16 protein-coding genes are annotated in these 21,670 nt (G+C 30.5%); 12 read left to right on the top strand and 4 right to left on the bottom strand.

The annotated features are described in order from the left end of the window. Positions 1-32 precede the first annotated feature (32 nt). Positions 33-5,075, top strand: coding sequence for a translocation/assembly module TamB domain-containing protein (locus CW731_RS13435; protein WP_100947204.1), 5,043 nt, complete (start codon positions 33-35; stop codon positions 5,073-5,075). A gap of 3 nt (positions 5,076-5,078) precedes the next feature. Continuing rightward, positions 5,079-7,379, top strand: coding sequence for a BamA/TamA family outer membrane protein (locus CW731_RS13440; RefSeq protein WP_100947205.1), 2,301 nt, complete (start codon positions 5,079-5,081; stop codon positions 7,377-7,379). 6 nt (positions 7,380-7,385) lie between these two features. Here the strand turns inward: CW731_RS13440 and CW731_RS13445 are convergent, their stop codons facing one another. Beyond that, positions 7,386-8,072 carry a Crp/Fnr family transcriptional regulator gene (locus tag CW731_RS13445; RefSeq protein ID WP_100947206.1) on the bottom strand — a complete coding sequence of 229 codons (687 nt, stop codon included), beginning with the start codon at positions 8,070-8,072 and terminating at the stop codon, positions 7,386-7,388. A 101-nt stretch (positions 8,073-8,173) separates the two neighbouring features. Between CW731_RS13445 and CW731_RS13450 the strand changes: the two genes are divergently transcribed. The 10 genes from CW731_RS13450 to CW731_RS13495 all read left to right on the top strand — a co-directional run bounded on the left by CW731_RS13450 (position 8,174) and on the right by CW731_RS13495 (position 19,445). After that, a complete protein-coding gene (locus tag CW731_RS13450) occupies positions 8,174-10,549 on the top strand; it encodes a heavy metal translocating P-type ATPase metal-binding domain-containing protein (RefSeq protein WP_100947207.1) in 2,376 nt (791 codons plus the stop codon). Positions 10,550-10,674: 125 nt separating this feature from the next. Further along, on the top strand, positions 10,675-12,045 hold the full coding sequence (gene hemN / locus CW731_RS13455; protein ID WP_100947208.1) for an oxygen-independent coproporphyrinogen III oxidase: 1,371 nt from the start codon (positions 10,675-10,677) through the stop codon (positions 12,043-12,045). A gap of 120 nt (positions 12,046-12,165) precedes the next feature. Beyond that, entirely contained in the window at positions 12,166-12,342 is a 177-nt protein-coding gene (ccoS, locus tag CW731_RS13460) for a cbb3-type cytochrome oxidase assembly protein CcoS (RefSeq protein WP_100947718.1), read from the top strand. Between the two features lie 10 nt (positions 12,343-12,352). Beyond that, positions 12,353-14,548, top strand: a complete 2,196-nt coding sequence (gene ccoN / locus CW731_RS13465; protein ID WP_100947209.1) for a cytochrome-c oxidase, cbb3-type subunit I — start codon at positions 12,353-12,355, stop codon at positions 14,546-14,548. 5 nt (positions 14,549-14,553) lie between these two features. After that, positions 14,554-14,721: a CcoQ/FixQ family Cbb3-type cytochrome c oxidase assembly chaperone gene (locus CW731_RS15855; RefSeq protein WP_100947210.1), complete on the top strand. Its 168-nt coding sequence runs from the start codon at positions 14,554-14,556 to the stop codon at positions 14,719-14,721. A gap of 12 nt (positions 14,722-14,733) precedes the next feature. Continuing rightward, complete coding sequence (locus CW731_RS13475) at positions 14,734-15,588, top strand: cbb3-type cytochrome c oxidase N-terminal domain-containing protein (protein WP_100947211.1); 855 nt, start codon at positions 14,734-14,736, stop codon at positions 15,586-15,588. Positions 15,589-15,632: 44 nt separating this feature from the next. Then, positions 15,633-17,054 (top strand): cytochrome c oxidase accessory protein CcoG, encoded by a 1,422-nt coding sequence (gene ccoG, locus CW731_RS13480; RefSeq protein WP_100947212.1) that lies wholly within the window; start codon positions 15,633-15,635, stop codon positions 17,052-17,054. A 125-nt stretch (positions 17,055-17,179) separates the two neighbouring features. Further along, positions 17,180-17,626, top strand: coding sequence for a FixH family protein (locus CW731_RS13485; RefSeq protein ID WP_100947213.1), 447 nt, complete (start codon positions 17,180-17,182; stop codon positions 17,624-17,626). Beyond that, positions 17,626-18,324: a sulfite exporter TauE/SafE family protein gene (locus tag CW731_RS13490; protein ID WP_100947214.1), complete on the top strand. Its 699-nt coding sequence runs from the start codon at positions 17,626-17,628 to the stop codon at positions 18,322-18,324. Before CW731_RS13485 ends, CW731_RS13490 begins: the two co-directional genes overlap by 1 nt. Positions 18,325-18,455: 131 nt before the next feature. Beyond that, positions 18,456-19,445 carry a type IX secretion system membrane protein PorP/SprF gene (locus CW731_RS13495; protein WP_100947215.1) on the top strand — a complete coding sequence of 330 codons (990 nt, stop codon included), beginning with the start codon at positions 18,456-18,458 and terminating at the stop codon, positions 19,443-19,445. Here the strand turns inward: CW731_RS13495 and murI are convergent. From murI to CW731_RS13510, 3 genes are all read right to left on the bottom strand, one after another. After that, positions 19,442-20,242 (bottom strand): glutamate racemase, encoded by an 801-nt coding sequence (murI, locus tag CW731_RS13500; protein ID WP_100947216.1) that lies wholly within the window; start codon positions 20,240-20,242, stop codon positions 19,442-19,444. The genes CW731_RS13495 and murI overlap by 4 nt on opposite strands. Before the next feature lie 78 nt (positions 20,243-20,320). After that, positions 20,321-20,845 carry an OmpH family outer membrane protein gene (locus tag CW731_RS13505; RefSeq protein ID WP_100947217.1) on the bottom strand — a complete coding sequence of 175 codons (525 nt, stop codon included), beginning with the start codon at positions 20,843-20,845 and terminating at the stop codon, positions 20,321-20,323. A gap of 13 nt (positions 20,846-20,858) precedes the next feature. Beyond that, positions 20,859-21,641, bottom strand: a complete 783-nt coding sequence (locus CW731_RS13510; RefSeq protein ID WP_100947218.1) for an OmpH family outer membrane protein — start codon at positions 21,639-21,641, stop codon at positions 20,859-20,861. Positions 21,642-21,670: the final 29 nt, after the last annotated feature.

The raw sequence follows: 21,670 nt of genomic DNA on the forward strand, positions 1-21,670 counted from the left end.
GATGTATTTTTGCGTTGATATAAAAATTATATATGTCTGCTAAAAAAGTTATAAAGAAAAAATATCGTTTTTTAAGAAGAACCTTACGCGTACTTTTCGGGATTTTTACGTTCTTATTACTGCTTGTTTTATTTATAAGAAGCCCTTGGGGACAAAGCATTATTGTTGATAAAGCAGTTCAGTATGTTTCTGATAAAACCAATACTAAAGTCGCCGTAGAAAAACTATTTATAACTTTTGGTGGAGCGCTGCAATTAGAAGGTCTTTATTTAGAAGATAAAAAAGGAGATACTTTAGTGTATTCTAAATCTTTGGAAGCAAACGTGCCTCTTTGGGGAATGATTACAGGAAATTCTGTTGGATTAGATAATTTAAAATGGGAGGGATTGCGTGCAAATATCATAAGAAAAGATACGGTTGCTGGTTATAATTTTCAGTTTCTAATTGATGCGTTTTCTTCAGGAAAATCAACTTCGGTAGCTAAAGATACTATTGTAAAACCAGTAGATATTGTTTTAGGAAAATTGAATTTAAAAGAGATTGATGTTACTTTTAAAGACGCTGTTTTAGGGATTGATAGTAAGTTTGAAATAGGTACTCTTGCTGCAGAAATGGAATCTTTAGATCTCGAAAAAATGATTTTTAACGCGAATGCTATTTCGCTTTCTAATGCTAAAATTAAATTCATACAAAGTAAGGTTACTATAAAATTGCCTGTTGCAGACACCGTTTTACCAACATTTTCTGCTGAAGCCATTAAGATAACAGAAACAAAAATATTTTACAAGTCTGAAACAGAAAATATATTAGCAGATGTAAATATCAGCGAGTTTTATACTGAAATTCCGTTGTTAGATTTAGCCAATAAATCATTCAAGTTAAATACCATTCAACTTAAAAACTCCAATATTTTGGTTGAGATGAAAACAACTAAGAAACCCACAAAAACGATTGTAAAAAATAATACTCAAGCTACTTTTACTTGGCCCGATCTCGCTTTAGAGGTAGAGGAGCTAACGTTAGAGAATAACAATATCAACTATTTTATAGATGGTGCAAAATCACAGAAAAATAGCTTTAATGCCAACGCTATTTCTTTAGATAATCTAAATTTAAAGGCTTCAAATGTTTTTCTAAAAGACCAAAACGCAAGTTTAGCAATAGAAACATTCAATTTTAAAGAAAAATCTGGAATTAACTTAAAAGAACTCGCCTTTAATGCACATATTACAGATAAAAGATTAGAAGTCTCAGACTTAAATATTGCAATCAATAAAAATAAAATCAGCGGTTTTGCAAAGGCTAATTATCAATCGCTTTCTCAATTAGTCTCATCACCAGAGAGCACTAGAATTCAATTGAATATGCCTTCTTTTAATCTTTGGTTAGACGAAATTTTTAGATTTCAACCAAGTTTAAAAAAGAATGAATACTTAAAGAAGTTGAGCACAAAAGAATTTACAGGAACCTTAAATGTAAACGGTTCTTTATCGGATATTGAAATTTTAAAAACAAACGTAAATTGGGGGCAAGCAACAGCGATTTCTTTAAACGGAAATATTAAAAATGTAACAAACCCTGATATATTACAACTAGATTTTCCAAGATTTAGCGCGAAAACGAAACGTTCAGATCTTTTAAAAATAGTAGCTGAAAAGGAGTTAAATATTAAGTTGCCAGAAGAAATTTTAATTTCAGGAACTGTAAAAGGGAACTTAAAAAATATAATTACAGCTGCAAAAATAAATACAACCCAAGGTTTGGCAACTGTAAAAGGAACTTTTAAAAATAGTGATAAATTAAGTTATGATCTTGTTGTAAATATTGAAAAATATAAAGTTGGTGAATTGTTGATGAATCCTAATTTAGGAGAATTAAGCCTTCGTTTAAATTCTGAGGGAAGTGGTGAAAATATCAATAATTTAGAAGCTACTTTAGAAACAACTATTTCTAAGTTTCAATTACAAAATTACAAAATTACAGGTTTAAATATTAAGGGTAATTTAAAAAACGGACAGGGAAATGTTACTTCAAAATATAAAGATGAAAATCTAAATGTAGGTTTAAATGCATTTATAAAATTAGATTCTATTGCTACAGAAGCAAAGCTAAATTTGAATGTAATTGGCGCAGACTTACAGGCTTTAGGAATTGTAAAGCGCAATGTAAAAACAGGAATGGAAGTCTCTTTAGATTTTAAAGGAAACCCTAAAAGTTATCATATTTCTACAAACGTGAAAAACGGAGTTGTAGTTTATGACAATAGAACCTATTTAGTGGGTGCTGTAAATGCAAAAGCCTTTGTAGATAAGGATACTACGGCTGTTTCGATAAAGAACAAAATGTTAGATTTTAATTTAGAATCGAACACAGATCCGCAAACATTTAGTAAGGCAATTCAACGTCATATTTTTAGTTATTTTTACAGAGATGAAGTACTTTCAGATACCATTACGAATCCTATAAATTTACACTTGACTGCCAAAATAGCTCAAACTTCTTTAATAAAAGATGTTTTCTTGGTGAATGTAAAAGATATTGATACAATTAATATTGCTGTAGATTTTAAAGAAAAAGAAAGGGTTTTAAAAGCGAATATTACTGCTCCGTATATTAACTACAGTGACAATAAATTAGATAGTTTGGCTTTTTCTATGCATACAGATAAAGAAAACTTCAATTTTAATTTAGGTTTCAGGAATATAACTGCTGGACCTATAGACGTGCCAAAAACCATTATTACTGGGAATCAAACAAACAACGAATTGTCACTTAATTTCTTAGGGTTTCATAAAGGTGAAAAACTAATGAATGTAAATACTAAAATTACAGGAAATAGAGAAAAACTAAAGTTTTCTGTAAATAAAGATAGTTTGATTTTAAACAGGCGTAAATGGACAATTCCAGAGGATAATGAAATCATTTTGTCAGATAATAACCTAGCTTTTAAAAACTTTAAAATCACCAAAGACAAGCAATCTATAGAAATTACAGACCAATTAAAAAACGTAGCAAAGAGCCATATTGCTTTGGTATACAGTAATTTTAAAATAAATGAGGTTTTTAATTATTTAAATCCAGAAAATGAAATCGCAAACGGAATTTTAAATGGAGATTTTATTTTAGAAGAACCTTTTACAAATACGGGTATTATTGCAGATGTGAGTGTAACCAACTTTGAGTTTTTAAAAACTAATTTTGGAAAACTAACCATAGATGCAAAATCTTTAGGGAATAATAGATATGATTTTAATGCGAAATTAAGAGAAGGAGACGTTAATTTAGATTTAAAAGGAGATTATTTTGTAGACAATAAGGATGCCAATTTGAATTTAGACTTAGTTATTAACGAATTTAAAATGAAAGCCTTAAGCACACTTTCTTTGGGAGAGATAAAAGAAACTAATGGTAGTTTTTCTGGCGATTTTAAAGTGATGGGTACAACATCCGAACCAAAATACAAAGGCGCTTTAAAGTTTAAGGATGCTACTTTTAATGTAACCAAGCTGAATACTAAATTTACTTTAAAGAATGAAATTCTTAATGTAGACAACACTGGTTTTTCAATGAATAATTTTACTGTTTTAGATGCTAAGAATAATGCCTTGGTGCTTTCAGGAAAAATTAAAACGAAAAGTTTTATAAATCCAAAATTCGATTTAAAATTAAAAGCCAATAATTTCAGAATTTTAAACGCGACAAAAGAAGATAATGAAACCCTGTACGGTAAAGTTACTTTTAATGCAAATGCAACATTAACAGGAGATTTACAGATACCAAAATTAGATGCAAGTTTTACTTTAGGTAAAGACACCGATGTAACGTATGTAATGCCTTCTGCGTATGCAAATGTAGAAGAAAGAGACGGTGTTGTGGTTTTTGTAAATAGAGAAAATCCGAATGCAATTTTAACACAAACTGAAGAACAAACGGCAATTATTAGTGGTTTTGACATTTCTTCACAATTAAAAGTAAGTAAAGAAGCAATTGTAAATATTGTTATTAACGAAGATACCGGAGACAATTTTAAGGTTTCAGGTGATGGTGATTTCGTTTTTACGATGATACCCAACGGAAGAGTTTCTTTAACAGGGAGTTATGAGATTTCTGGAGGTCATTATGAATTAACCCTTTATAATTTAGTAAATAGAAAATTTTTATTGGCTCCTGGAGGAAGAATTTCTTGGTCTGGAGATCCTTTTGATGCGAAGTTAGACGTGAGCGCAATTTATAAATTAGAAACTTCTGCATCACCTCTAATGGCAGCACAAATTTCAGGAGAAGATGCATCCGTAAAAAATAAATACAAACAAGTGTTACCGTTTCAAGTATATTTAAATATCGATGGTGAATTATTACAACCTAAAATTTCTTTTGATTTAGACATGCCAGAAGAAGAACAAGGGGCAATTGGTGGGCAAGTATATGGTAGAGTACAACAAGTAAAACAACAAGAAGAAGAATTAAATAAACAAGTTTTTTCGTTATTGGTTTTAAATAGATTTTATCCAGATGCAGGTAGTGATGGTAGTTTTGGTGGGTTTGCATCTATTGCTAGAAATAATTTGAACGATGCAGTTTCAGGACAATTAAATGCCTTTTCTGATAAAATATTAGGAAATTCTGGCGTAAAGTTAGACTTCGGTTTAAATAGTTTTACAGATTATCAAGGAGATGCGCCTACCGACAGAACCCAATTAGATATCGCGGCACAGAAACAACTTTTTAATGAGCGATTAACGGTTAGAGTTGGTAGTGAAGTAGATATTCAAGGAAGCAATACAACAGGAGAACAAACACCTTTAATTGGTAATGTAAGCTTAGAGTACAAGATTACAGAAGATGGTAGATACCGTCTAAAAGGGTTTAGAAAAAGTGAATTTGAAAATGTTATTGATGGACAAACAATTGTAAGCGGAATTGGTTTGATTTTTACACAAGAGTTTAATGAATTTCATGAACTTTGGAATGCCTTGCTACGTTCTCGAAAAGAGAAAGAAAAAGAGGAGGTAAAGTCTGAAAATAAAAAACAGACAAAAGCAGCCTCTGAAAAATTAAAAAAGAAAACAAATTAAATTTTGAAAGATTATATAAAAAACATAGCTTTTTTGAGCATCTTGTGTGCATTTTTATACTCTTGTAGTATACAAAAACACATTCCTGAAGATGAGCGTTTGTATACGGGCGCAAAAATTGAAATGGAAGTAGATTCTACAGTAAAAAATGCAAGTAAATTAAAGCAAGACTTAAGAACTGTTTTAAGACCAGCACCTAATTCTAAATTTTTAGGAAGCTATCTAGGATTGTATTATTACTATAAAAATCAAAAAGAGAATCCGAATTTTATAAACAGATGGTTGTATAAGAAACTTGGGCAAAAACCTGTTTATCAATCTGATGTTAATGCGCTAGAAGTGCAAGAAATTTTAAGAAACAGGTTAGAAAATTATGGGTTTTTCTACAGCAGTGCAACTTCCTCATTCATAGAGAAAGAAAAAAAAGCTTCTGTAACTTACAGTTTAAAGGTTCCTGCGCCTTATAAGATGGCAAACTATAAAATAGACAGTATGGTTTCTCCAATTTATACTGTTATTAAAGAACTTACAAAAGAGACTCCTTTTCCTAAAAATATGAGATTTGATTTGGCTAATCTAAAGTTAGAACGCCAAAGATTAGATTTAGAATTAAAAAAGAAAGGATATTATAACTTCAATCCTAGTTTTTTAATTTTTGAAGCAGATACCAATCAATATAAAAATAAAAAATTTGACCTATTTTTAAAGTTAAAAGCAAAAGTACCAAAGATAGCAACTGTACCTTATCAAATTAAAAAAATAAATATATACCCAGATTTCGATTTAAAAGATTCTTTGAAAGCGAAAAAGGTCAGGCACAAAAATAAAAGTTATTATCAAGATTCTCTTTTCTTTAAACCAGCATATTTAGATGAATTTATAACCCTTAAAGAAGGTGATTTGTACAATCCTATTACTTCAAAAAATACAGCAAGACGTTTGTCTTCAATTGGTGTCTACAAATATGTAAACATACAGTATAAAGAATTAGATTCTTTACAAACAGATAGTTTAGGAGTTTTAGAAGCAAACATCTTTTTATCTCCGCTAACAAAACGTGCGGTTCGTGCAGAATTACAAGCAGTTACAAAATCGAATAATTTTGCAGGCCCTAAGCTCGCATTAACATACAGCAATAGAAATGTATTTAAAGGAGGAGAAACTTTAAATATAAGTACTAATATTGGTTATGAAACACAGATTTCTAGTGGTGATAATTTAGGATTAAGTAGTTTAGAATTGGGTTTAAAATCAGAGTTAATTTTTCCAAGAGTTATTGCGCCTTTTTCTTTTAATGAAGATTTTTTCGAATATTCCATTCCGAAAACCAAAACAAGTTTAGGAATTACGTATTTAAACAGAAGTAAATTGTATACGCTTTTATCTGGAAGTGCACTTTTTGGGTATGTTTGGAATGCGAATAAATATACAACGTACGAGCTGAATCCTATTTCTGTAAATTATACTAGGTTGTCTAATACAACAGAAGAATTTCAACAAATATTAGAAGACAATTCGTTTTTAAAAAGAAGTTTTGAGCAACAATTTATAAGCGGACTTACTTTTTCTTTTACCTATAATGAAATGCTGAATTCAAGTAAAATACATCAATTTTATATAAACGCTACTTTAGATGTTGCTGGTAATTCGATTAGTTTATTCGGAAAACAAAACACTGCAGGAGCGCCAAAAGAATTTTTAGGATTGCAATATGCACAATACGCTAAAGCAGATTTTGATGCGAGATACCATTACAATTTTGGCAAAAGTAATGAGCAAACAATTGCCACAAGATTGTTTGCTGGTTATGGTTTAGCGTATGGTAATTCGGATGTTGTGCCGTTTGTAAAACAATATTTTTCTGGCGGACCTTATAGTGTAAGAGCATTTAGCACTCGTTCTCTTGGACCTGGAACATATAATGAAAACACTGCGACAACGCAGCCAAACAATACTGGGAACTTTTTCGATAAAACAGGTAATATTCGGTTAGAGGCAAATGTAGAATATCGTTTTCCGTTATTTTCTTTTTTTAAAGGTGCTGTTTTTGCAGATGCAGGAAATGTATGGAACTCTGTTGCAAATCCAGATTTTGGAAATGATGGTAAAGATAAAATCACGTCAAACTTTATCAATGAATTAGGAATGGGTGCAGGTTTTGGTTTGCGAGTAGACGTGCAAGGTTTTGTAATTCGTTTTGATTTGGCAGCTCCTTTTCATGATCCTTCCTTAGAAGAAGTAAAAAGATGGGATTTTAAAATTGATGAACCTGTTTTTAATTTTGCAATTGGGTATTCGTTTTAGAGAATATTAAAAACCGTGAATAATTTTTTCTAAAGCTGCTATATCTAAAATTTTAATTTCCTTGCCTTTAAATTCAATAATTTTATTCTTTTTAAATTCAGATAATAAACGAATTGCAGATTCTGTAGCGGTACCAATAATATTAGCAATATCTTCTCTAGAAAGATGAAGATCTATATTACCTTCGCTATCTGTATTAAATTTAGTGTGTAAATGCAATAGCGTTTCTGCCAAACGCTGTTTTACGGTTTTTTGAGCCATATCTACAATAAGATTATCAGCGCTTTTTAAAGAATTTGCCATATCCTTTAAAACACTCATTGTAAAAGCATTATTTTTTTCTAAATCTCTAATAATTTCTTCTCTAGGAATAAAACAAATCTCCATATCATTTAAGGCAACAGCTTTTAAGTTTGAAACTTCATCAGAAACTAAACTTCTTTCGCCTATTAAATTCCCTTTTTGTACAAGACTAATAATTTGGTTTCTTCCATTTTCACTCATTTTAGAAACTTTACAAACACCATCTTTTATACAAAAAACCCCATTTAAATGTTCTCCTTCTTCAAAAAGAACTTCTCCTTTTTTTATAGTTTTAGAAGTTTTACAAGCAGACATTCTTAACAACTCTTCTTTAGAAAGATGTTTTAGAGAATTAAATTTACGAACAATACATTGTTCACATTTACCCATGTCAAGAAAAATTTATTTATTCAAAGATATTGAAAAGCTGACAAATATCATGTTTTAAAGCAAACTCTTATTGGAAATTTGCAAAAGGCAAAAGAGTGAATATGAAATCTACACAATGTTATCACTGTGGCGATTCTTGTGAGGATAGTTTAATTAATTTTGATGAAAAAAATTTCTGTTGTAACGGTTGTAAGACTGTTTATGAGATTTTTTCAGAGAATGATTTGACTTGCTATTACAATTTTCAAGACAATCCAGGAGCAATTCCAACTGAAATTCAAGGAAAATACGATTTCTTGGACAATAAAGAAATTGCAGAAAAGTTATTAGATTTTTCTGACGGAAATACCCAAATAGCAACGTTATACATTCCGCATATACATTGTAGTTCTTGTATTTGGGTGTTAGAAAACTTGCACAAACTAAATTCTAAAGTAAGTACTTCTCAAGTAGATTTTCCGAAGAAAAAAGTAAGAGTTACTTACAACTCTGAAGAAACCTCTCTAAAGGAAATTGTATTACTGTTAAGTGCTATCGGTTATGAACCTTACATAAGTTTAGAAGATTATGAAGCAGGAAAAAAAGCGATAGACAGAAGTTTAACTTACAAATTAGGTATTGCAGGTTTTGCTTTTGGTAACGTTATGTTTCTTTCGTTTCCAGAATATTTTGAAGTAGATGGTTATTGGATCGAAGAGTATAAAAATATCTTTCGATGGTTAATGTTTTTTTTCTCACTACCTGTTGTTTTTTATGCTGGCAGTGGTTATTTTATTTCAGCTTATAAAGGGTTACGTTCTAAAATTTTAAATATTGATGTTCCTATTGCTCTAGGAATTTTTGTGTTATTTATTAGAAGTTCTGTAGAAATTATTTTCGATTTAGGTACTGGTTTTTTCGATAGCTTAACTGGTTTGGTTTTCTTTCTGCTGTTAGGGAAGTTTTTTCAACAAAAAACTTATAACTTTTTGTCTTTTGAACGCGATTATAAATCTTATTTTCCAATTGCGGTTACACGAATTTCAAAAGATAATAAAGAAGAAAATGTTCCTATTTATGATATTGAAAAAGGAGATCGGTTATTAATTCGAAATCAAGAATTAATTCCTGTAGACGGAATTTTAATTAACGGAAACGCAGAAATAGATTATAGTTTTGTAACCGGTGAAGCAGAACCAGTTGTTAAAAAATCTGGAGACAAACTTTTTGCTGGAGGAAAACAACTTTCTGGAATCTTAGAAATGGAAGTTTTAGCGTCTGTTTCTCAAAGTTATTTAACACAATTATGGAGCAATGACGTGTTTCAGAAAGATAATAAATCGAACTTCAAAACCATTACAGACAACATTAGTAAAAACTTTACAATTGTTGTTTTATGTATCGCTTTTGTATCTACAGCTTTTTGGTTGTTTTTTGATGCAAGTAAAGCATTAAATGTTTTTACAGCTGTCTTAATTATTGCTTGCCCTTGTGCAATTGCATTGGCTGCACCATTTACTTTAGGGAACATGTTACGTATTTTTGGCAAAGAGAAATTTTATCTAAAAAATGCAACAGTTGTAGAGCAATTAGCAGCCATAGATACTATTATTTTTGATAAAACAGGAACGTTAACTACACATAAAGAAAACACTATTTCCTATGAAGGAATAGAATTAAATGAAAGAGAAAAAAGCATTTTAAAAAGTTCATTAAGAGCCTCTAATCATCCTTTAAGTAGAACATTATATAGCACTTTTAATGATGTTGAAATCTTAACTATTGAAGATTATAAAGAAATTGTTGGTAAGGGAATTCAAGTAACTTTTAAAGGCACAAGTTTAAAACTAGGTTCAGCTGCTTTTGTGAAAAATAATGAAGAAAAAGTAACTTTAGATACTGCTGTTTACATCAGTTTTAATGATGATTATAAAGGGAAGTTTACTTTTAAGAATTCTTATAGAGAAGGAGTTAAATCTTTATTTACGGCTTTAAAAGAAGAGTATAATTTAGCGGTTGTTTCCGGAGATAATGAAGGTGAAAGAGCATATCTACAAGAAAATTTACCCGAAGGAACAAATTTGTTATTCAATCAAAAACCCGAAGATAAATTAGACGTAGTTGCAAAGCTTCAAAAAGAACATAAAAAAGTAGCCATGATTGGAGATGGTTTAAATGATGCTGGTGCATTGGCACAAAGTGATGTTGGTATTGCATTGTCAGAAAACATAAATGTGTTTTCTCCTGCTTGTGACGGAATTTTAGATGCCTCAAAATTTAATAAAATAGGAACGTATTTAAAGGCTTCAAAAAAAGCAATTCAAATTATTAAATACAGTTTTATACTTTCTTTCTGCTACAATGTAGTAGGGTTGTATTTTGCTGTAACAGGGCAGTTAGTTCCAGTAATGGCAGCTATTTTAATGCCTTTAAGTTCTATAAGTATTGTTGTTTTTACAACAATTTCTACTAATTTATTGGGCAAGAAAATTAAATAGTAATGCTCGAACAGGTAAAAGGAGTAAAAGAAATCAACCATATAGAAGCATCGTTTGCATAGCCTATGTTTCTATCTGATGAAAAAAATCTTAATCTTTTTTTGAATTAATAAATAATATAAATTATGAAAAATTCTCTCATTCAAAAATACAACATTCCAGGACCAAGATACACTAGCTACCCAACAGTACCTTATTGGAATAAAGAAGGAATTGACAAGCAAGATTGGATTGCATCTTTTCAAATGTCTTTTAAAGAAAGCAACACATCCGAAGGAATTAGCATTTATATTCATTTGCCTTTTTGCGAGAGTTTGTGTACGTTTTGTGCATGCCATAAACACATTACAAAACGTCATGAAGTAGAAGAGGAATATATAGAAACGGTTTTAAAAGAATGGAAACTATATGTTGCCTTTGTAGATGAAACTCCGGTTGTTAAAGAATTACATTTAGGTGGTGGAACACCAACTTTTTTCTCAAAAGAAAACCTTAAATATTTAATGGATGGTATTTTTGAAATTGCCAAAAAACATTCAAAATATGAATTTAGTTTCGAAGGACACCCTAGTAATACTACCAAAGAACAATTGCAAACATTATTTAATGAAGGTTTTACAAGAGTTAGTTTTGGTGTGCAAGATTACAATGAAAAAGTACAAAAGGCAATCCATAGAATTCAGCCTTTTTCAGAAGTTGAACAAGTTACAAAATGGTCTCGAGAAATTGGGTATACCTCTGTAAGTCACGATTTAATTTTCGGGTTGCCATTTCAAACCAAAGAAAATGTAATTCATACCATTAATAAAACGAAAGAATTACAACCAGACAGAATTTCATTTTACAGTTACGCACACGTACCTTGGGTAAAAGGAGTAGGCCAAAGAGGTTTTAATGACGATGATTTACCAAAAAATGATGAGAAAAGAGAACTCTATGAAATAGGTAAAGAACTTTTTGCAGAATTGGGATATGTAGAAATAGGAATGGATCATTTTGCGTTAAAAACAGATAGTTTGTATACGGCAACCATCAACAAAACATTACATAGAAATTTTATGGGGTATACCGCCAATAAAACACAATTAATGATTGGTTTAGGAATGTCTGCAATTTCAGATTCTTGGTATGCATTTGCACAGAATGTAAAGACGGTAAAAGAGTATCAGAAAATAGTAAATGAAGGTGAAATTCCGATTTTTAGAGGGCACCTTTTGTCTGAAGAAGATAGAATTATTAGAAAGCATATTTTAAATATTATGTGTCATTTTTCCACTTCGTGGGAAGAAAAATCAATGCAAATTAAAAATATAGAGTCGCATTTAAGTTTATTAAAGGAAATGGAACAAGATGGTTTGGTTGTAATTGATAAAGAAGTGAAATCACTATTAGTACCAGAAAAAGCAAGACCTTATGTTCGTAATATTTGTATGGCTTTTGACGTTCACTTATTAGAAAATAAGCCAAAGACACAATTATTCTCTATGACTATTTAAGGCTTTCTTTTTAATAAAAAAAATAGAGATTTTTTAACAAATTTTTATGAAATATGACAAATGTCATGTTTTAATAAAACGAACATTATTAATTTTGAACAATCAATTATCAGGCAAGATATGAGCGTAATATATTTACTATTAACACTAAGTATCTTAGTGGCACTAATATTTTTTATAGCATTTATTTATTCAGTTAAAAGAGGGCAGTATGACGATTCATATACGCCATCTGTTCGCATGCTCTTTGATGATGAACTAATTACCGAGAAACAAGAAAAATCAACTTTAGACTAAATTTTATATTATGGAAATGCAACAATTTTATTACGATAATAAGATCGTAAAAAAATTCATCTACGCAACACTACTTTGGGGAATTGTAGGTTTCTCGGTAGGTTTATTGCTAGCACTTATGTTTTTATTCCCAAATATTACAGACGGAATTTCGTGGTTAAGTTTTGGTCGTTTAAGACCTTTACATACCAATGCTGTAATTTTTGCTTTTGTAGGAAATGCTATTTTTGCTGGAGTTTATTATTCGCTTCAACGATTGCTAAAAGCAAGAATGGCAAGTAACTTCTTAAGTAATTTTAACTTTTGGGGTTGGCAAGCAATTATTGTTGCAGCAGCGATAACGCTTCCTTTAGGGTATTCTAGTTCTAAAGAATATGCAGAATTAGAGTGGCCAATAGACATTGCCATTGCTTTGGTTTGGGTTGCTTTTGGAGCAAATATGATTTGGACAATTCTTCAAAGAAGACAACGCCATTTATATGTTGCAATTTGGTTCTATTTAGCAACATTTGTTACCGTTGCGGTACTTCATATTTTTAACAGTTTAGCTTTACCAGTTGGTTTCTTAAAATCTTATTCTGTGTATGCAGGTGTACAAGATGCTTTGGTACAATGGTGGTATGGTCATAATGCTGTGGCATTTTTCTTAACGACTCCGTTTTTAGGATTAATGTATTATTTTGTTCCTAAAGCAGCAAATAGACCTGTATATTCTTATAGATTATCTATTGTTCACTTTTGGTCTTTAATATTTATTTATATCTGGGCAGGACCGCACCATTTATTATACACATCTTTACCAGAATGGGCTCAGAATTTAGGAGTTGCTTTTTCTATCATGTTGTTGGCACCTTCTTGGGGTGGAATGATTAATGGACTGTTAACTTTAAGAGGAGCTTGGGATAAAGTTAGAACAGATCCTGTTTTAAAATTTATGGTTGTTGCAATTACAGGTTATGGTATGGCAACTTTTGAAGGACCAATGTTATCTCTTAAAAACGTAAATGCAATTGCGCATTTTAGTGATTGGATTATTGCGCACGTGCATGTAGGTGCATTGGCTTGGAATGGTTTCTTTACTTTTGGAATGTTGTATTGGTTAATACCAAGAATGTTTAAAACAAAATTATACTCTGTAGCCTTAGCAAATTTTCACTTCTGGATTGGTACGCTAGGTATTATTATGTACACATTACCAATGTATGTTGCAGGTTTTGTACAAGCTTCTATGTGGAAACAATTTAACCCAGATGGTACCTTAACATACGGTAACTTCTTAGAAACCGTAAATGAAATTATACCAATGTATTGGATGCGTGCCATTGGAGGAAGTATGTTTATTATTGGTGCATTTGTAATGTTGTACAACGTTGTTAGAACGGTTAGATCTGGCGTTGGTGTTACAGATGAACTAGCAGAAGCAGCAGCTTTAACAAAGGTTTCTAAATACAGAACCAAAGGAGAAGGTTGGCATACTTGGTTAGAAAGAAAACCAATTAAATTAACAATTTTTGCAACCATTGCAATTTTAATAGGAGGTGTAATTCAGATTGTACCAACCTTATTAGTAAAATCTAACATACCAACAATTAGTAGTGTAAAACCCTATACGCCTTTAGAATTAGAAGGAAGAGATATTTACATTAGAGAAGGTTGTGTAGGTTGTCACTCTCAAATGGTAAGACCTTTTAGAAGTGAAGTAGAACGTTATGGTGAATATTCTAAGGCAGGAGAATTTGTCTACGATCATCCGTTTTTATGGGGAAGTAAACGTACAGGACCAGATTTACATAGAATTGGTCAGAAATATAATGATAGCTGGCACTTAAATCACATGTACGATCCACAAAGTACTTCACCAGGTTCTATTATGCCTTCTTACAAATGGTTAATTACAGATAAGCTGGATAAATCGAATACAGAGACTAAAATGGAAGCTATGGTTACTTTAGGTGTTCCTTATTCTGAAGAAGAAATTACAAATGCGCAACAACACATGTTAGCTCAGGGAACTAAAATTGAAGAAAACTTATATGCAGATCCAGATTTTGCAAAAAGTTACGAAGCAGATAAAAAGTATGCCCAAGAAAATGGAGAGCCTTTTATAGAAATGAAAAACAGAGAGATTGTAGCAGTGATAGCATACATACAACGTCTAGGTACAGATATAAAAGTAAAAGACGAACAAAAAACCGCTAAAAACTAGAAACCATGTTAAGATTTGTAAAAAATTATATGGAAAGTATCATAGGAATAGAAATTTATCCATTGATATCATTACTCATATTCTTCACTTTTTTTGTAGCCTTATTTTGGTGGGTATTTACAGCAAAGAAAGAATATATAAACAAGGTTAGTCAAATGCCATTAGACCACTAAAAAGTATTAAAAATGAAAAAATCTTTTCAATCTACAGTATATGTAATCTTTGTAATTGTTACGTTTATAGCACTTGCAAAAGCGTTTATGGTGTACGAAAACCCATTTAGTGTTTATGAAAATCCGTTAGTTTGGCTAGCTTTAATAGGTTTTATTTTGGTTGTTGTTTTAAAGGAATTGGTAAGTACATTAGCAATTAAAAGAGCCACAACATTACAAAATGAAAAAGATGGTATTATTCCAGAACCTAGTAATGCTTGGCTTCCAAAACTTTTAAAATCTTGGACAAAAGCAAAACGAATTGAAGATGAACAAGAAATAATTCTAGATCATAATTATGACGGAATTAGAGAATTAGACAATTCGCTTCCACCTTGGTGGGTATATATGTTTTACGCATCTATTGTTTTTGCGGTTGTGTATTTGGTAAGGTTTGAGGTTCTAGATGGCGATAGCCAAATAGTAGAGTATGACAAAGCAGTTGCAGAAGCAAAAGCAGAATTAAACAAATATAAAGCTACAGCAACAGATTTAATTACAGCAGATAATGTAACGTTGTTAACTGATGCTAAAGATTTAAGTAGAGGTAAAGCAATATTTAATTTAAACTGTGCATCTTGTCATTTAGGTGATGGTGGAGGTTCTATTGGACCTAATTTAACAGATGAGTTCTGGATTTTAGGAGGAGGAATTAAAAATGTTTTTTCAACGATATCTAATGGAGGTAGAGATGGAAAAGGTATGATTGCTTGGAATAAAACTTTAAAGACAGAAGATATTGCAAAAGTTTCTAGTTATGTAGTTTCATTACAGGGAACTACGCCAGCGCAAGGGAAAGCTGCGCAAGGAGAAAAGTGGGAAGAATAAGTTATTGAAAAAGATTAATAAATTAGTTTTTAATAGTTACTAATATGGAAACACCCAAGAGCGAACAATTTAGAGATAGTATTGCAACTGTAGATACAGAGGGCAAGCGTTCTTGGGTCTATCCTAAAAAGCCAAGCGGAATATTTTATAAATATAGAACGTATGTAAGTTATATTTTATTAGCTTTTCTATTATCAGCTCCATTTATTAAAATTAATGGAAATCAGTTTTTACTGTTTAATGTTTTTGAACGTAAATTTAATATTTTCGGATTTCCTTTTTGGCCACAAGATTTTCATTTACTGGTGGTTTCTATGATTGTTGGTGTTGTTTTTATCATTCTTTTTACAGTCGTTTTTGGGCGTATTTTTTGCGGATGGATTTGTCCGCAAACAATTTTTCTAGAAATGGTCTTTAGAAAGATAGAATATTTAATAGATGGTGATCGAGGAAAACAAATTCGTCTAGAAAAACAACCTTGGAATGCAGAAAAAATTCGAAAAAGACTCTTAAAGTGGTTTCTCTTTTTTGTGATTTCTTTTATAATAGCAAATGTGTTTTTAGCTTATTTAATTGGTGGAGACACACTAATAAGTTACATTACTGGTAATCCTTTCGATAACATAAGTACTCTAATTTCATTAACAATTTTCACTTGTGTTTTCTATTTTATATTTGCTTGGTTTAGAGAACAAGTCTGCATTATTGCTTGTCCTTATGGTCGTTTACAAGGTGTATTATTAGATAACAAAACCATAAATGTTGCTTATGATTATAAGCGTGGTGAAAGAGAAGAGGGAAGATCTAAATTTAAGAAAAATGAAGATAGAGCTGCTGTTGGAAAAGGAGATTGTATAGATTGTAAACAATGTGTAGTTGTTTGTCCAACAGGTATAGATATTAGAAACGGTACGCAGCTAGAATGTGTAAATTGCACAGCATGTATAGATGAATGTGATCATATAATGGAAAGTGTTGGCTATCCAAAAGGATTAATTAGATATGCAAGTGAAGATAATATTGCTAAGAAGAAACCTTTCGAATTTACGGCAAGAATAAAAGGGTATTCTGCAGTTTTATTTATTTTAACAGGAATTTTAATAGGAATGTTGTTTTTAAGAAATGATGTTGAAGCTAATATTTTAAGGTTACCAGGGCAATTATATCAGCATAAAGAAAATAACATTATTAGTAATGTATATACTTTTAAAGTAATAAATAAGACCACTGAAGATATTAATGATGTTAGTTATAAGTTATTGTCTCATAAAGGGGAAATAAAACTAGTTTCTAATCATCATTTTATGATACCGAAACAAGGTTTAGCAGAAGGTACTTTATTTATTGAAATAAATGAAGCTGCTTTAAAAGGAGATAAAGACAAATTAGAAATTGGGGTTTATAGTAATGGTAAATTAATTGAAACAACAATAACTAGTTTTTTAGGACCCAGAAGTTATAAGTAAAAGAAGTAGGTAGTTTTCAGTTGATGGTACTCAGGGAGTAAGTTACTCTACAAGGCTTCAAAAGTCTTTTAGGTACAAATAAAAGGAGGTATCAACTGCGCTCGATCAGACAAAAAATAAAAATTATGAAATTTAATTGGGGAACAGGAATTGTTATTGCAATTGTAGCTTTTATGAGCTTTATATTATACTTAGTTATCACCATGAGTACAGATAAGTCTTATCGTTTTGATCTGGTTACAGAAAAATATTATCAAAAAGAATTAGGTTTTCAAGATGAAATTAATGCAGAAACAAATGCTTCAGAATTAAAAGAAAAAGTAACTATTCAAAGAACAGAAAAAGGTTTAAAAGTAGTATTTCCAACAACTTTTTCTCCAAAAGAGATTAAAGGAAAAGTGTTCCTATATAGACCATCTAATAAACAATTAGATTTTGAAATCCCTATTTCAATCTCTAATACATATTTGCTCGTGCCTGAGAAACGTTTATTGGATGGTCGTTGGAACATTAATATAGCCTTCAAATATAATAATAAAGAGTATTTAATTAAGAAAGAAATAGACTATTAATGTTTTTATCAGCAATTATATTTGGTTTATTGGGTAGTTTCCACTGTGTTGGTATGTGTGGTCCAATAGCATTTATGTTGCCAATTGACAGAGAGCACAAAGTAAAAGGTCTTTTTCAAATTTTAAGTTATCATTTAGGTAGATTATTTACCTACAGTTTAATCGGTTTACTGTTTGGTTTCTTAGGAAAAGGGTTTTACTTCTTCGGATTTCAGCAGCAAATTTCAATAATTGTTGGCGTTTTAATGATCCTTTTTGTTTTATTTCCTAAGATTTTTAAGAAAGTGAATTTTTCAAACAAAATAAGTCACATTATTTCTAAAGTAAAAAATGCCTTGGGTAAGGAGTTAAAGAAAAAGAGAAATGACACTTTTTTTACCATTGGCTTTTTAAACGGATTTCTACCCTGTGGTCTTGTTTATATGGCTGTTTTTGGCGCATTAGCTACAACAAATTCTTTTTATGGAAGTTTATATATGTTTTTATTTGGCTTAGGTACTATTCCTTTAATGACTGCCGTTGTCTACTTAGGGAACTTTACAAAAGGTACCTTTAGAAAAAAAATACAAAAAATAATTCCTATTGCAGTAGTATGTATTGGAGTGTTGTTTATTTTAAGAGGTTTAGGCTTGGGCATTCCTTATGTTTCACCAGCACCGGTTTTAGAGATTATTTCTAATAATAATGTATGTCATTAAGTTTTATTTTGCCGTATTAATTAGTAAAAGCTTGTTTTTCTATTATTTAAGTATGTTAAAACTTTCTCGACAAAAGAATTTCTAACAATAAAAATAATATATTTGATTCCTTTAAAAATATTCGAGCTTTAATGAAGTTAATTTACCTAAGAATTTGTCTTTTAAGTATTGTTGTTTTTTCAATAAAAAGTCAAGCTCAAGAAACTCTACCAATATATACAGATTATTTATCTGACAATGTTTTTTTAGTGCACCCTTCTGCAGCAGGAATTGGTAATTCGAGTAAGTTAAGATTAACCACAAGACAACAATGGATTGGTGTACCCAATGCACCAGCTTTGCAAACGATAAGTTTTCATACGAAGTTTGGAGAAGAGTCTAACGCAGGTTATGGTTTGGTGCTGTTTAATGATAAGAACGGTTTTCATTCTCAACAAGGTTTGCAAGGTGCATATACATATCACTTACCAATGAGTACTAATAAATTATTTAAACAACTATCTTTTGGTCTGGCATTTTCTTTTGTTCAAAATCAATCAGATCAAAGAACTTTTTCAGGTGATAGGCCAGGTGTAATCAGTCAGGTTATAGAAAGTACAAGTTATTACAATGCAGATTTTAGTGTTGCATACCATAGAGGTGGCTTATCTTCATATTTCACTGTAAAGAATTTATTCCTAACAGCAAAAAATAATTTAAATGTTCAAGAACCTTTAGATTTAAGAAATTATATTTTGTCTGCTGGTTATTATTTTGGAGAAGATAATGTTGTTCAATTAGAACCTTCTGTTATGGTTCAACTTAGAGAAGCAACAGGAGAAAGAATAGCCGATTTTAATTTAAAAGCTTATAAAACATTTTCTAAGACCCAAATTTGGGCAGCTTTATCTTATCGAAGGAATTTTGATAGTAACAGTATAGATAATTCTGCTTATGTATCACCAGTTATTGGACTGAATTACAAAAACTTTATGTTCTCATATACGCACACAAAGCAATTAAATGAGGTTTTGTTTGCAGAATCTGGTTTTCATCAAATTTCTATAGGTTTTAACTTGTGGACTAGAGAGCAAAGGGCAGCAGCTTGTCCTAATATAAATTCTAATTATGGAAGTTTCTAAAATTTACGTTCTAAAATTTCTATATTTTTATCTTTTATACTGATAAGTAAATTCTTTAGGGCAGCTTTATTTTTATTAATATATAATTGATGTTTTGCCTCATGTTCTTTATCAATATTTAACAAATTGTTTTTTGATAAAACTGCTTTTGTTTGTTTTGCAACGGCTTCACCAGAATCTATAATTTGTATTTTAGAACCAACAATTTTTCTTATTTGTGGAATTAAATAAGGGTAATGGGTGCAACCTAATACTAAAGAATCTATATTATTTGCAATCATAGGTTTTAAATAGGAAGATAATAAGAATGTCATTTCTTTTGAGTTTAACTTTCCACCCTCAATCAATTCAACGAGCCCTTTTCCAATAGTTTCTTTTATCTGAATATCTTTTCTAATAGTACTTGAAGTTTCTTCAAATAAACGGCTATTAAGCGTTCCTTTTGTGGCTAGAATACCTATTGTATTGGTTTTGGTAGTTAATGCTGCTGGTCTTATAGCAGGTTCTATACCAATAAAAGGAATATCATAGTTATTCCTTAAAAGAGTGATTGCATTAGTAGTAGCGGTATTACAAGCAACTACAATTAGTTTACAGTTTTTCTTTAGTAAAAACTCTGTATTCTTTATAGACAATGCAATAATTTCTTCTTCAGATTTTTCTCCGTAGGGTGCGTTTATACTGTCTGAAAGGTAGATGGTATTCTCGTTAGGTAAAAGTGTAATTACTTCTTTCCATATAGAAGTGCCTCCAACACCAGAATCAAAAAAACCAATCGAAAAATTATTAGAATCCATATCTTGTAAAAATAAAAAACCTACTTTTAAAAAAGTAGGTTTCTATAATTTATTTATTAAAAGTAAGAACTACCTCGCTTATTGTTGTGGCTTTGGATTGTCCTTTAATAAACCTAATTTAGCTTTAGCAGCATCATATAAATCTTCACCTTCTTTTACTATTAAAGATTTAGCATCAAATACATACAAGATACCTTTTGTTGCAGCAATAGCTTTAATTGCATTTTCAGCTTTCATTACTATTGGCTCTAAATCTGTAGCTTGTCTTTTTTGCATTTCTTGATAAGCAGCTTGTTGTGCTTGGTCAAATCTTGCTTTATCTACTTGAACTTCTTGAGCTCTTTGTTTATTGGTAGTTTCAGTTTGCGTAGCTTGTTCTGCAGTATATTTCTGAACCTTAGCTTCTAATTTTTTCTTTAATCCTTCAATTTCACTTTGGTAAGATTTACCTAGTTTTTCTAATGTAGTGCTTAGTGCTCTCGTTTCTGGCATATTATCAATTACTCTCTGGTAATCTACATGACCTATTTTTTGTGCATTTGCAAAACCACCTACTCCTAAAGTAAATACAGCAATTAATAGTAACGTTTTAAAATTTTTCATTCTTGTTTTTAATTTAATTATTATTGTCTTGATTTTCTTGCTCTTTCTTTTGTTTTTCTTTTTTCTTTTTCAGTGCTTCTTTCTTTTTTCTAAGCAAATCTCTTTTCTCGTTTCTCTTTTTTAAAAGTGCTTGTCTATTTTCGTTTGCAGCTTTTTTCTTTACTTCTCTGTCTGATATATTTTTAGCTACAGCAGTTTCCCTTTTTACGACCGCTTGTTTCTGTTTATCAGTTAGCTCTCTAGGAGCATTTCTTTGAGCATTTTTCTCATCTACTAATCTTGTTCTGTCTATAGTTCCTAAAACAAGGTCGCTAATATCGTATTTTTTATTTGAATATAGCATCACTAATTCACTAGATTTATCAAAAACAAAGTCATATTTTTTTCTGGCAGAAATACTTTGTATTGCATTGTAAACTTGATCTTGAATTGGTTTTACTAATTGTTTTCTTAGTAAAAACATATCTCCCTTAGGACCAAAGTATAAAGATTCTAATCTTCTTAGTTCGTCTTGCTTTAAAGAAATTTCTTCTTCTTTCTCTTCTATAAGATCTTTTGTAAGAATTGCCTTTTCATTTGCTAAATCTGTTTTTAATACTTCTATAAACCTTGCCTCTTTATCTAAATTCTGTCTCCATTTTACCACTTTTTCATCTAAAGTGTTTTGAGCCTCTAAATATTCCGGAACATTTTCTAGAATATATTCCATATCGATATAAGCAATTGTTTGACTTCTTTGAGACCAAGAAATACTAACCGTAAGTAAAAGAACTGTAAATAAAAATATTTTTTTCATTTGTTAAGTATTTAGAAAAAACCGTGCCA

It is taken from the genome of Polaribacter sp. ALD11 (assembly GCF_002831685.1).
Lineage (GTDB): Bacteria > Bacteroidota > Bacteroidia > Flavobacteriales > Flavobacteriaceae > Polaribacter.